Annotated in this window: 7 protein-coding genes; all 7 read left to right on the top strand. The window is 39.3% G+C overall.

Annotation, left to right across the window (positions count from 1 at the left end; all coding sequences use genetic code 11):
* Window positions 1–632 precede the first annotated feature (632 nt).
* The 7 genes from D0T85_RS21320 (at window position 633) to D0T85_RS21290 (ending at window position 13,180) form a co-directional block, all read left to right on the top strand.
* Entirely contained in the window at window positions 633–1,220 is a 588-nt protein-coding gene (locus D0T85_RS21320) for an RNA polymerase sigma factor (RefSeq protein ID WP_203558551.1), read from the top strand.
* Window positions 1,217–2,428 carry a FecR family protein gene (locus D0T85_RS21315; RefSeq protein WP_163215541.1) on the top strand — a complete coding sequence of 404 codons (1,212 nt, stop codon included), beginning with the start codon at window positions 1,217–1,219 and terminating at the stop codon, window positions 2,426–2,428. Before D0T85_RS21320 ends, D0T85_RS21315 begins: the two co-directional genes overlap by 4 nt.
* A 202-nt stretch (window positions 2,429–2,630) precedes the next feature.
* Window positions 2,631–6,029 carry a TonB-dependent receptor gene (locus D0T85_RS21310; protein ID WP_163215545.1) on the top strand — a complete coding sequence of 1,133 codons (3,399 nt, stop codon included), beginning with the start codon at window positions 2,631–2,633 and terminating at the stop codon, window positions 6,027–6,029.
* 18 nt (window positions 6,030–6,047) lie between these two features.
* On the top strand, window positions 6,048–7,928 hold the full coding sequence (locus D0T85_RS21305) for a RagB/SusD family nutrient uptake outer membrane protein (protein WP_163215540.1): 1,881 nt from the start codon (window positions 6,048–6,050) through the stop codon (window positions 7,926–7,928).
* Window positions 7,929–7,947: 19 nt separating this feature from the next.
* Window positions 7,948–8,814 (top strand): discoidin domain-containing protein, encoded by an 867-nt coding sequence (locus D0T85_RS21300; protein ID WP_163215539.1) that lies wholly within the window; start codon window positions 7,948–7,950, stop codon window positions 8,812–8,814.
* 30 nt (window positions 8,815–8,844) lie between these two features.
* Window positions 8,845–10,287, top strand: coding sequence for a BACON domain-containing protein (locus D0T85_RS21295; protein WP_163215538.1), 1,443 nt, complete (start codon window positions 8,845–8,847; stop codon window positions 10,285–10,287).
* 97 nt (window positions 10,288–10,384) lie between these two features.
* Window positions 10,385–13,180, top strand: coding sequence for a M60 family metallopeptidase (locus tag D0T85_RS21290; protein ID WP_163215537.1), 2,796 nt, complete (start codon window positions 10,385–10,387; stop codon window positions 13,178–13,180).
* Window positions 13,181–14,209: the final 1,029 nt, after the last annotated feature.

Raw genomic sequence — 14,209 nt, 5'->3', positions numbered from 1 at the left:
CCGCCCTAAAGGGCACCTCTCCCCTCTAGGGAGAGGAGTTCCATGCGGCATCACACCACTCAACTACTTTACCTCCTCTACCTCACTTTACCTCCTTTTTTATTCTGATTTGAACCAAAACATTATCGTTTTCGTACCACGCCTATGGTACAAAAGTGCCACGCTTGTGATACAAAAGTATCTTAGGCGTGGTACTTTTGTACCACCAGCGTGATACTTTTGTTTCACGCTTAAAATAACCTGTGAAACTTTTGTACCAGCGTAAAAAAATCGTTGGTACTGTAACTTATTGATTATTAATCGTATTATTAAAATATATCTGGGGATGATTTATCACCCTGATTTATTTTAATAATTTAAAGAACCTTTCTTTTATTCGATTCATCATAAAAAGAGATAGATTTTTTTTGTAAATTGTATTGAGTTTGTATTTACTTGTATTAAAGTCTCTTTTTCTTGTATATATATCTTTATTATCAAACATTTATATCCCTACAACTGTTTGCTCTTTTAAAATGAATTTGTATTCATTATTAACTCTCAACCTTTAAAAAAGAAAGATTTTCTAAAAAAAAGATAGAAATAATAGAGTATAAAAAAGGCGAAATCTTCTCCTTATTAAAATCATGGATATGATGTGCAATAATCGAAACAATCGAAACAAGGAATTGTGGATTCAGTTTAAAGCAGGTAACGACAACGCTTTTGCCGAGTTATATAAGTTGAATGTAGATGATATGTTAGATTATGGATTGCATTTTACCCCTTTAAGGGATCAGGTTAAAGATGCAATACAAGATGTATTTGTGAACTTGTATAACAAAAGAGACAATTTGAATGTAGTTGAGAATGTGAGAGTGTATTTATTGGTATCACTTAAAAACACAATTTACTCATTCTTTAAAAAGGATATACAACATTATCAGATAGATACTATAGAGCCTGTGTTTACACTGGAAAGCTCGGTAGAAGAATTATATATAGGGGATGAACAAGAAAATGAACAAGAAAGACATATAAAACAGATGTTGAACTTGCTAAGCCCCAGAGAAAGAGAAGCAATGTATTATAGGTATACAGAGGGGTTGGGGGTTGAAGAGATATGCGTTTTGATGAAATTAAATAATCAGTCGGTAAGGAATTTACTGTATCGGTCTATTGCTAAAATCAGAGAGGTATATAAAGATTATAACAAGATAGGTAACAAAGGTTTTTTATGAAAGAGGATTATACAAAATATACAAGCAAAGAATTGTTGGATGATGATTACTTTATTCATTCAATGATTCAGCCTACACCAGAATCTATCGAATTCTGGAACTCATTAATAATCAACGATGTTGTTGATTACGAAGAATTTAAAAAAGCAGAAGCTTTTGTTCTGTTAATGCGCAGACCTAAAAAGATAATGACTGCGAAAGAAAGAAACGAAATGTGGATCAATATTGAAATAAGGAACAAACAAAACCTGCGAAAAAACATTCGCAAAAAACAACTATACTTATGGGGGGCAGTGGCTTCTTTTTTCCTGGTATTGTCTGCCCTATCGTTTTTCTTCTACAAACAAACAATGCCTGTTACATTAGATTTTCAGGAAATAATGGCTGGTATGCAAGATGTAGCCGAAAGTAAAGACATCCAACTAATTCTTTCGGATAACAAAACAATTGAACTGGAAGAAACCTCGGTAGAGATTGAAGTAAATAAAGAAGGAGAAGTGCTTGTTAATTCTAAACAAATGGCTGTTAATTCCAAACAAATGGCCGAAACTGTAGCACCAGAGAAAGAAGAAGAAATTTCCTATAATCAATTAATAGTTCCACTGGGCCGACATTCGCGCTTAACCCTGCCCGATGGCACAAAAATGCATATAAATGCAGGCACAAAAGTAATTTTCCCGGATAGGTTCAAGAAAAAAGAACGGGAAATATTTGTTGATGGAGAAGTATATCTGGAAGTTGCAGAAAATAAAAAGGTACCATTTTTTGTTCATACCGCAACAATGGATGTGAAGGTATTAGGAACAGTATTTAATATCCGGGCGTATAAAGAAGATAAGGACCAAGAAGTGGTATTGGTTACAGGATCGGTACAGGTAACTACAAAAGATAAACATGAAGCCATGCTATCTCCAAATCAGAAATTAGGTTATTCGGAAGGTAAATGCCACATCTCTGGTATAAATGCGCACGATTATGTTTCGTGGATAAATGGATACTTTATTTATAAGAAAGAACCGTTGCTAAATATAATGAAACACATATCTCGTTACTATGGTATTGAGGTTGTATGTGGCGAAAAAATAAATTCATTGACCTGTAGTGGCAAGCTTGATTTGAAAGAGAATCTGGATATAGTAATGAAAGATTTGGCACAGATATTAACACTCGAAATAAAGAAAAACGAAAACACCTATCATATTAACTAACTAATTAAAATAAAGCATAAAAGCCTATGAAGTAAAAGAGAGAATTAATTGCTATGTATTAAGAAGGTAGGCCTCCTTAAATAAAAGGCCGAAATTTAGTTAAAAAGTTATTCAAACCTTAAAATCACACTAATGTATGATTGAAACTCGATTATGTGAAGTCTCTGGTGGCAGAGGCAACAAATCACTTGGAATTATCGGAATGATTATTTTCCTGTTCTCATTCCTGACAACCAACACTGTTTTGGCCGAAGATTCTTATGCACAGCATAAGCGTCTTACTCTTGAACTGACAAATATCACCATGCGTGATGTGTTCAATGAAATAGAAAAGAATAGTGAATATATCTTTTTCTATTCGGATGAAGTGAATGTTTCTACATCAGTTGCAGTTAAAGTAACCGACAGAACCATTGACGAAATAATGAAACAAGTACTGAAAGATACGGATTATACGTATACAGTTTCCGACCGTCAGGTATTTGTGAAGAAAGCTGAGGTAAAAACTGCTTCTCTCAATGTAGTTCAACAGCAAACAAGAATTACAGGGGTTGTTGTCGACACAAAAGGCGAACCGGTTATTGGTGCTAACGTTTCTTTAAAAAGTGATGCAGCAACAGGTACAATAACAAATATAGATGGTGAATTTTCACTGAATGTGGCCGAAGGCTCTGTACTTACTGTTAGCTACATTGGCTTTATTACACAAGAGGTAAAAGCTACCAAAAAACGCATGCAGATTGTACTTGCAGAAGATGCTGAATTGCTGGACGAAGTTGTGATTACAGCTTTTGGTACAGGACAGAAAAAAGAGAGTGTAGTAGGTTCAATCCAAACAGTTCGTCCAAGCGACCTGGTGGTACCTTCAACAAATCTTTCAACTTCTTTTGCCGGTCGTTTAGCAGGGGTAGTAGCTTACCAACGTTCGGGAGAGCCTGGTAATAACGGAGCCGATTTTTATATTCGTGGGGTATCGACCATGAGTGGTATTACTTCACCACTTATTATATTAGATGGTGTAGAAGTATCGAAAGGTGACTTGAATGCTGTAGACCCGGAAGTTATTGAAAGTTTTTCTATTCTGAAAGATGCTACAGCCACAGCCATGTATGGTACACGTGGTGCTAATGGGGTTATGATTATCAAGACTAAAAGTGGTGCCGATACCGAAAAACCAATTATTGGGGTGCGTGTTGAAGCTTTTGCCTCTATGCCAACTCAAAAAACAAAGTTTGCAAATGGTGCCGATTACATGCGGTTGTTTAACGAAGCCGTTACAAGCCAGGGAACAGGAGATCGCTTGTTTACCAACGAGCAGATTACAAACACCATGGCCGGAACAAATCCTTATGTGTTTCCAAACGTAGACTGGTACGATGAAATATTTAAGGATATGACATTTAACCAACGGATGAACTTCAATATTCGTGGGGGTACAAAGAAAATTACCTACTTTATGAACTTAGGTGTAAACCACGAAAATGGTATGTTGCAAAACCGTTCGAAAGACTTTTTCTCGTACAATACCAATATTAATTTGATGAAGTATAACTTCCAGAACAATATTGATTTCCACATGAGCAAAACTTCGACCATTTCATTACACCTTAATGTACAGTTGGCCGACAAAACTACTCCTAATGCATCGGTTAGCGATATTTACGGAGCAGTAATGAATGCTAACCCGGTAGACTATCCGATATTTTTTCCGGATAATGATGTGAAATGGGTAAAATGGGGAGCCTTATCAGGTGGAAACCAACAAGGAGCTAAAAACCCCATGGCCGAATTGGTAAAGGGATATAACAATGAGTTTGAGAGCACAGTGTTGGCAAATATCGACTTCTTGCAAAAACTCGATTTCATTACCGAAGGATTGAGCTTTAAAGCACTTATTTCGTTTAAAAACTGGAATAAGTCGATTATTTACCGCACACAAGACTATAACAAGTATGCCATAAACAAATATTGGAAAAACGAGAATGGAACATACGAGTACGAACTGGGAAATATAAACTCACCCGAAAAACGTGTGTTGAACACAACTAAAGGTGTATCGGGCGACCGCCGTATATACGGACAGGCTTACTTTGACTATACCCGCTCGTTTGGAGACCATAATGTAAATGGTATGTTATTGGCCAATATTGATCAATACAATAATAATAACCCAAATGAAGAAAAAGATGGAGATTTAGTACTCAACTCTGTTTTAGTAAACTCACTTCCAAAACGTAAATTGGGATATGCTGCTCGTTTGTCGTATAACTATGCCGACCGCTATATGCTTGAGGTAAATGCCGGATACAACGGTTCGGAAAACTTTGCTGGTGGACATCGTTGGGGATTCTTCCCATCGGTTGCAGTAGGATGGAATATTTCTCAAGAAGCTTTCTTCGAACCTCTTAAAAATGTGGTAGACCACATGAAAGTGCGTGCTTCGTATGGGTTGGTAGGTAACGACCAGATTAGGGATGGTAACTACTATGTAAGGTTTATATACATGTCGCAAATTAACCTTCAAGGTGCTTCCGATTTCAAAACCGGATACGGAAACAGTACTAACTCATTGAAAGGGCCTTCGTACGACCGCTATCAAAACACTGCCATTACTTGGGAAGTTGGAAAAAAACTCAATGTGGGGCTAGATTTACGGTTATTCAACGCGCTTAGTATTAACATAGATGGTTTCTACGAAAAACGTGAAAACATTTTCCAACAGAAAAAATCTATTCCTAACTATTTGGGTACAGCTTCAACAAAAGTATATGGTAACCTGGCTAAGGTGAAAAACTGGGGATTTGATGCTTCGGCAGATTATGGTAAACAAATTAACCGTGATTGGTCTGTTCAGTTCAAAGGTACCTTTACATTTGCCCGTAACGAAGTGTTAGAGTACGATGAGGCACCTGGATTACGTGCAGCTCGTTCGCAGATAGGAAAAAGGTTGAATACGTACCAAGGATATGTATCTAACGGACTGTATATCGACTGGGCCGACATAGCCAATAACCCAGCATCATCTTTAGGAAACATAGCTATTGCACCTGGTGACATTAAGTATGTAGATCAACCTGATGCCTATGGTAATTACGATGGTAGAATTACTGCCGACGACCAGGTATATATGGGATATCCTACCGTGCCCGAGATTGTGTATGGCTTTGGTCCTTCTATCCAGTACAAAAAATGGGACTTCTCTTTCTTCTTCCAAGGTGTAACTAATACCTCGTTGATGATGAGTGGTTTCCATCCTTTTGGAACACAGTACAACCGAAATGTATTGAAGTTTGTGGCCGACGATTATTGGTCGCCTACCAACCAGAACCCTCATGCTAAGTATCCAAGATTAACAAAAGACGAAAACAACCATAACACAGCAAATTCAACCTTCTGGTTGCGCGATGCATCTTTCTTGAAACTGAAAAATGCCGAAATCGGTTATTCTCTTCTTCGTAACGTACGCTTTTATCTGAGTGGAAGCAACTTGTTGACTTTCTCACCATTTAAACACTGGGACCCAGAAATGGGAGGTGGAGCAGGTTTGAAATATCCTACTCAGCGAGTGGTTAACTTCGGAGTACAAATGACATTTAAATAATTAAAAACGATGACATTTATGAAGACATTAAAATACTTATCCTTACTACTGGTTTTACTGCTAGGAGTTGCTTCCTGTGATTTTCTGGATGTGGTTCCTGATGAAAAACCTACCGAAGACGATGCATTTGAAGATGTTAATGCAGCCGAGAGATTCCTGTATTCCTGTTACTCGTATTTACCCAACTCCAGAGCAGGAGCAAATTCACTTGATTTTATGACAGGTGATGAAGTAATTACAGCATTCGAGCACGAAACTTTTGCCCGGTTTCCTAAAGGAAATTTTTCGGCATCAAGTACGGTAATTTCTTATTGGAATACTTTCTTTCAGGGATTGAAGCAATGTTATATTTTGATAAACAACATTGATAAGGTACCTAATTTACCTGGAGTCACTAAGAATGATTATATAGCACAAGTCAATTTCCTGATAGGTTATTATCATTTCTTGCTGGTACGTTGTTATGGCCCAGTAATTCTTATCAAAGAAGAACCTAGTCCGGGTACATCGCCATCGGATTATTTAGGTAGAACATCTTATGATGAATGTGTAACATTTATATGTGAAAAGTTTGACGCAGCAGCAGCAGACTTACCCAATGAACGTCCACAAAGGAACTATGGATTAGCAACTAAACCTGCTGCTCTGGCACTTAAAGCTAAGATGTTGCTTTATGCTGCATCGCCTTTGTTTAACGGAAACAGCAGTTTCTTCAATAACTTTAAAGATGTAGATGGTAACCCATTGATGCCTCTTGCTTACGATGCTAACAAATGGAAATTGGCAAAAGACGCTTACAAAACAGCTATTGATGCTGCCAAAGCAGCCGGACATGAGTTGTTAACAGAAATTGGTGATCCCGACATCAACAGGTTGAAGTATCCAACAGACCCTACAGAACGTTTGTTGCGTTTTAATATTATTGAAGCAGGGAATAAGGAAATTCTTTGGGCCGATGCTCGCGATGAAGGTGCTTATGGACTTCAAAATAAGTCGATGCCTCGTGCTCATGGTACTACCTATCCATGGAATGGGGTGAGCCCTACTTGGTCGATGTTGAGCCGCTTCTATACCGAAAACGGTTTACCTTACGACGAAGATCCAGCCTATAAAGACAATAATAAGTTTGAAATAGTGAATCTGACTGATGAGCATGTTGATGTAGCGAAACCTGGCGAAAAAACCATTTTGTTTAATTTAGGCAGAGAGCCGCGTTACTATGCTTGGGTAGCTTTTCATGGAGGGTATTACGAAGTTAGAAGTGCAGCAAGCAATGGAGCGTATGACAAATATCCCGAATTCGATGCAAACGGAAGATTAGTATGCAACTTCCTGAAAAGCGGAATCTGCGGCGTGGGTGAACAAACAAACGACTTTTCACCAGGAGGATATTTGAATAAAAAAGGAGTACATGCAGGAAACGAAGTTAAGAACGCTCAAGCTGGACCGAAAGAATATCCATGGCCCATTATACGTATGGCCGAATTGTATTTGAGCTATGCTGAGGCTTGTGTAGAAACTGATGATTTGCAAACTGCCCGCGAATATCTCAATAAGGTACGTACACGTGCAGGTATACCTACTGTAGAAGAATCGTGGAGCGGAGTGGCCGAGTTAACTAAGGATAAACTCAGAGAAATTGTGCGTCAGGAAAGACAGATTGAATTCTATCTGGAAAACCAAAACTTCTGGGATATGCGCCGTTGGTTGTTGGCTGCCGATGCATTTAACCACAAGCACCAAGGTTTGAACATAAAAGGCGAAAGCATTGAAGATCTTGCCCAGTTAACAGAAGTTACCTTCGAACGTAAATTCAACTCACCGGCTCATTACCTGTTGCCCATACCTTCGGACGATGTAAACAGAAATAGTAAGTTGGTGCAAAATCCTGGTTATTAATAAAATAGAATTTAATAGTATGAAGAATATAACTAAATATATACTATTTGCAGGCTTGTTAACTTTGGGACTGGCAAGCTGCAACGATAGCGATGGGATAACTCCTGCCGAAATAACCAACCTGAAATCGGAAACCCGACCAGGTGAAATTGTATTACGATGGGATAAACCTACCGATGAAACAATTGAGTATGTTAAAGTAGTATACAACGATCCCCGGTTGGGTAAAACTGTAACCCGGTTGGCTAGTATCTATTCCGATAGTCTTTTAATACCCGATACCCGTGCACGTTACGAGGCATATCAGTTTACTGTATCTACAGTAAGCCCCACCGGTGATGAAAGTAGCAAACAAACCATTTCGCAGAAATCGGAGGCAGCTACTATCACTACCAAGGTAACAACTCGTGAAATTGCTTTAACAGTCGACGATTTAAGCACAAATGCACAAGAGGAATCCGAAGGACCTATTAAGAACTTGTTAGATGGAAACAAAGGTACTTTTTTTCATACTGATTGGCATGGAAAAGTAACTGACGCACATTGGATGCAGGTTAACCTGAAAGAGGAACTTGATGGACATTATAAATTTTACTATGCACCCAGAAATGCCAGCAATAACCCTACTGATATGGACCTTATGGGAAGTACAGATGGCGAAAGCTGGACACTGATTAAAAAGTTTACGAAAGATGAAGACGGATTACCTACTGATGGTAAAGCCGATTACTCGTCGGAACCTTTGAAATGTCCGTTCCCTTTCAGTCAGATACGTTTGATTGTAAATGAAACGAATAGTGGCAAAATCTTCTGGACTATGTCTGAGTTTAAGTTTTACGATGTTACAGTTGATGTTTTCAATCCGGAAACAGACGAAGACGAATAATCATATCAATAATAATAAATTTCTGAAAGAATGAAAAAACATATATTATTAAGCTACTTACTTTTTCTCCCTTTATTGGCATTCTATGCCTGTGATGATCCTAATTATCAGACTGGAGAAATTGCAGCGCCCGCTTTAGAACTGGATATGTCGAAAGTAGAGTTTACCTCGGCCAGCAATTCAAGAACTGTAGAAGTAACCTGTAGCGTACGCGATTGGGAATTTGAACTTGCAAACCCCAACGATGCCAAATGGTTGACAATAACCAAAGATGGTGGAATAAAGTTGGTATTAGCAGCAAATCCTCTGTTAGATACTCGCCAAGCTAAAATAATTGTTACTGCCGGCAACCTGAAAGAAGAGTTACTGGTTGTGCAACAAGGAATAAAACCTACATTTACATTGAAACCTACATCTCTTACCTTTGCAGCAGGTGGCGAAACCAAATCGGTGGTAGTAACTACCAACGTGGCTTCGAACGAATGGTCGGTAAAAGTAGGTGATGACTTTACCGAATGGTGCCAGGCAGAGCGTACTAGCGAAACCGAAAAAGAAGATGGAACCATAGAATATACAGTAGAGGTTACAACATTGGCGTATACCGATTTTGTTAGTCGCAAGGCAGTGGTTTATATTGAATCGGACCGTTTGAAAGACTTTGGTCTTGAACCTGCTCAGCTATCTGTAACCCAGAAAGCTGTAACCGGAACTATCGATTTGCCAAACAACGGCACTTTAGAACTGACTAAAGCAGGTGGAGCATTTAAGTTTACTGTAACTTCGCCTCAGCAATTGCTCGATGTAGATGTTGCTGCCCTACCTGGCTGGATAAAGAATGCCGAAGCAACACTTACTGTTAAAACCGATGGTAGTTCTACTATCGAAGTAAAAGGTGAAGCAGATGCCAACACTAGTAGCAAACGTAGTACTACATTAACCTTCAAGCTGAACGATAACGATAAAACAGCTACAATGAACATTGAACAAGAAGGTGGTATGCAGTTCGAAAAAATTGCTTTAACAGCCGAAAGCTTCTACTCAAATGCTCCCGACCCTAGTGAAGGAAAAGACTACGGTGCATTGATTGACGACAATACCGGTACTTACTGGCATTCGTCGTGGAGAGGAAATGTAGCAGATAAACATTACCTGATAGTAGACTTGGGCGAAGAGATAGAAGAAGGTACAAACTACTACTTCTCTTTAACATCAAGAAATCATGCTAATGCAAACACCCCGGATATATTTACATTCCAGGGCCGGGTTACTCCTTACGACAACTGGTTTACCATTAAAGACTATACAGCCGCTGCCGATGGTATTATCCGGAAAGAAAGAGCAACTCAGTTTGATTTCCCCGTACTTACTGCGGATAAGAAGTTCAGATATATACGTCTGGAAGTAGAGAAGTGTATACAAGGCCAGAAGTTCTTTACACTGTCTGAATTTGGTTTCTATAAAGAAAAGAAATAATTCTGATTCTTTTTTAGCAATTAATAACTAGAATAACGCAGGAGCCATTATCTTTGTATTGCTCCTGCGTTACTTATTTAAACATACATCTAATTTTATGAAAAAAAACATTTTGTACCTATTTACTCTATTACTCTTTCTGAACATTCAGGTGGCTTGCTCCGATGATAAACAGGATCCTATATTGGAAGTTACGCCCACCAACCTTGAATTTATCAAAGAATCTATCACCAAATCGGTTAGTGTACAAACCAACTATGATAACTGGCAGGCCACAGTAGACGAGGCGGGACGCCAGTGGTGTACAGCAACCCCCGAAAACAATGTATTACGTGTAAGTGTTACCAAAAATACAGATGGAGGCATGCGCGAAACGTCTATTACCGTATCGGCCGGTGCCCTGAAAGAATCTATTACAGTAAGGCAACTGGGCGATGATCCGGCCATCTTACTATCGGAAAAAGAAATACAGGTAGAAGCAAAGGGTGGAACAATTTCGTTCGATGTTACTGCCAATATAGCGTACGAAATAACCGGATTGCCTGCTTGGATAACAGAAACAACCGGCACGGCAAGAGCCATGGAAACAAATACCCACCATTTTACAGTGGAAGCCAGCACCGAAGAATATGAACGGAACGCAATGTTAACCGTTAAAGACAAAACATCGGCTTGCGCTACACAAGTAAAGATTGTGCAAAAAGGCACTAAGTATGTTCCGGGCCAATCGGGCATAAAAGATGATATTAAACTTAAAGTTATCAAAGGCGAAGCATCTTCTCAGCATGCAGGTAAAGAAACAGAAGGTGTTATCGAATTATCGTTCGATGGTAAGATGGAAACCATCTACCACTCCCATTGGACCAACACTGCCGATAATTATTTCCCCATAACTCTGGATTACTATCTGGAAGGGGCCGACATACTGGATTATCTTGTTTACTATCCGCGTACAAGTGGAGGCAATGGCCATTTTAAAGAAGTTAGCCTCTACATGAAACAAAAAAACAGCGATACATTTAAACATATACTGGATAAAGACTTTAAAGGATCATCATCGGCCACACGAATAGATTTCAAAGAGGCCTTAACCAATGTTGATGCCATCCGTTTTGTTGTTAAATCGGGAGCTGGCGACAGACAGGGATTTGCAGCATGCGCCGAAATGGAATTCTACAAACTGAACACCGAAAACTTTAATCCCCTTACTTTGTTTACCGATGTTACTTGTACTGCGTTGAAACCCGGTATAACCGAAAAAGAGATTGGAGCTTGCCAATCTGTTCTTTTCCGCGACATAGCCATGCACTTGTTGAACGATACCTATCCGGGCGAGTTCCGCATACAAGACTATAAAGCTTATCCACATCCCGACGATGAATCGCGGGCTAATAAAACATCTCAGTACAGTTTATTGGATAACCCAACCGGAATTTCAGTTAAAGCCGGCGAAGAACTGATTGTATTGGTAGGCAATACGGGAGGAAACAACATCAGTTTGCGTTTGCAAAATCTGGATGTACCCGGTGGCGATGGCTTTAATGAACCGCAGAGTTTTGCTTTGTCCGAAGGCATCAATAAAATAACTCCATCGAAATCCGGATTGTTGTATGTAATGTATCATACCCCAAACTTTAAAACAGCCCCTATTGTTAAAATACACATCCCTACCGGAACAGTGAATGGTTATTATGATAGCACAAAACATACCGACCCCAACGATTGGAACCGGTTGTTGGATGCTGCAACCAACGATTATTTCGATGTGCTTGGTAGGTATGCCCATCTTACCTTCCCAACCAATCGTTTCCGTAACCATACCGGCAACAAAGGAAAAGAGCTTATTGATGCTTACGACCAGATTGTGTATTGGGAAATGGAACATATGGGATTGGAAAAATATAACCGGATGTTCAACAACCGAATGTATTTCTGTGTAATTTATACTTCGTATATGTATGCAGCCGGATATCATACTGCATATAACGACAACACACTTTCCGAATTATGCAACCCTGATCTGCTTAAAACAACAGCTATCTGGGGGCCGGCTCACGAGGTTGGACATATTAACCAAACACGTCCGGGATTAAAGTGGGTTGGAACAACCGAAGTAACCAACAATATTCACTCCATGTATGTACAGCGTAAGTTTGGTAATCCAACTCGTTTGCAAACAGAATCGATGGCTGGCGAAGGAGGATTTACAAACCGTTACGAAAAAGCAATGAATCTCTATTTCAGATCAGGCAGACCGCACTGTTACATGACTACAGATAATGAATCTAACTTGGTTGATGTATTTTGCAAATTGGTTCCGTTTTGGCAACTTCAATTATATGTAACCGATGCACAGGGCAACAAAGACTTCTATAAAGATCTTTATGAGATGGTTCGTAAGGAAGCAGATATGTCGTCCGAAGCCGGGCATCAACTGGAGTTTGTTGTGCGTGCATCAAAAGCTGCTAAAATGAATCTTACAGACTTCTTCGAAAAATGGGGCTTCCTAACCGAAGTAGATGTAGTTGTAGAAGATTATGGAAAAGCAAGAATGACCATCACCAAACAGATGATAGAAGAAACCAAAAACAGAGTTGAAGCATTAGGATACACTAAGCCTAAACACCGGTTTGAGTATATTTGTGATGCCAATGCTGATTTATACAAAACCTCGGGAACTATTGGACAAGGAACAGCCAGCAGAAACGACAAAAAAGTAACCATGAACGGATGGACAAATGTTGTAGCCTACGAAGTTAGAGAAGGTCAGAAACTGATATTTGTTTCTTCAGCGTCAACGTTTACACTCGACAATTCGCTTGCTTCATGGAATAATAATTATAAAGTTTATGCAATCTCGGCAACAGGAGATGAGGTTGAGGTTAAGTTCTAATTTTTAATTTTAGACACGGATTACGCGGATTACGCGGATTTTAAAACACGGATTTAATATCAGACAAAGATATTTTATCTGTGTTTTAAAATTTTGTAATCCGCGTAATCCGTCTAACCTGCATTATTCATATTCGTTGGTTCAGTTAGAGGCTTTTTTGAACTAAAAGTGAGGTAAAGTAGGTAAAGTAGGCGATGCCGCATGGATTCCCCGCCCTTGAGGGGCGGGGTGGCCTTTAGGCCGGGGCGGGGAGTGAAAACATACCGCATGGAAAATCGGTTGCGCAACCTTTGAGTCCCCCCTCTCCGCCCTAAAGGGCACCTCTCCCCTCTAGGGAGAGGAGTTCCATGCGGCATCACACTTTACCTCCTTTACCTCACTTTACCTCCTTTCAATCTGATTTGAACCAAAACTCCTCTACACAGAAGTTTAAAATGCAAAATTTGTCGTCATTCAACACGCGGAGGTTTTATTATCTTGATTAACAATACGTTAAGTGCGTGTTGAATGCCGTGTTGAGAAACATTATTACAACCATTTCGTCACGCTTTCAACACGCTTTATTTTGAGCTTTGACCTCTAACAATAGTAGGGACTTTCCGATAGAAAACCCTGTACTCTTCTGCATAATAATCCACTATTTTCCATAAAATAGTCCATACTTCTAGGCAAGCTATATAGTATTGGGGCTCCGGTCTATATAGATGAGTGCCTTCGATCTATATAGCACCGACCTCTCGATCTATATAGCATTGACCCCTCGGTCTATATAGAAAGATATTTTACTTGTTATTGAACTGCACTTTTCTTCCGGTAGGATAAAGCTTTTCTCCTACCGGGATGAAAGAGTTATAATAGCAGTGATAGCAAAATGGCAAAAAAACATTTTCTGAGGGCGAAGCCTCCGTGTTCAACACAAGGAAAAGCTCAGTGTTTCTGTGTCTCGTATATTTGCATCATTAATGATCCGTTATTTCTCCGAGTGTTGTATATTCGTAGTTAATACGGAAAAGAATAGTCTCTCAATTG

The organism is Bacteroides sp. 519 (genome assembly GCF_010500955.1).
Classification (GTDB): domain Bacteria; phylum Bacteroidota; class Bacteroidia; order Bacteroidales; family Bacteroidaceae; genus Bacteroides.
The sequence above is the reverse complement of the archived record's forward strand: the minus strand, read 5'-3'. Positions and strand labels throughout refer to the sequence as shown.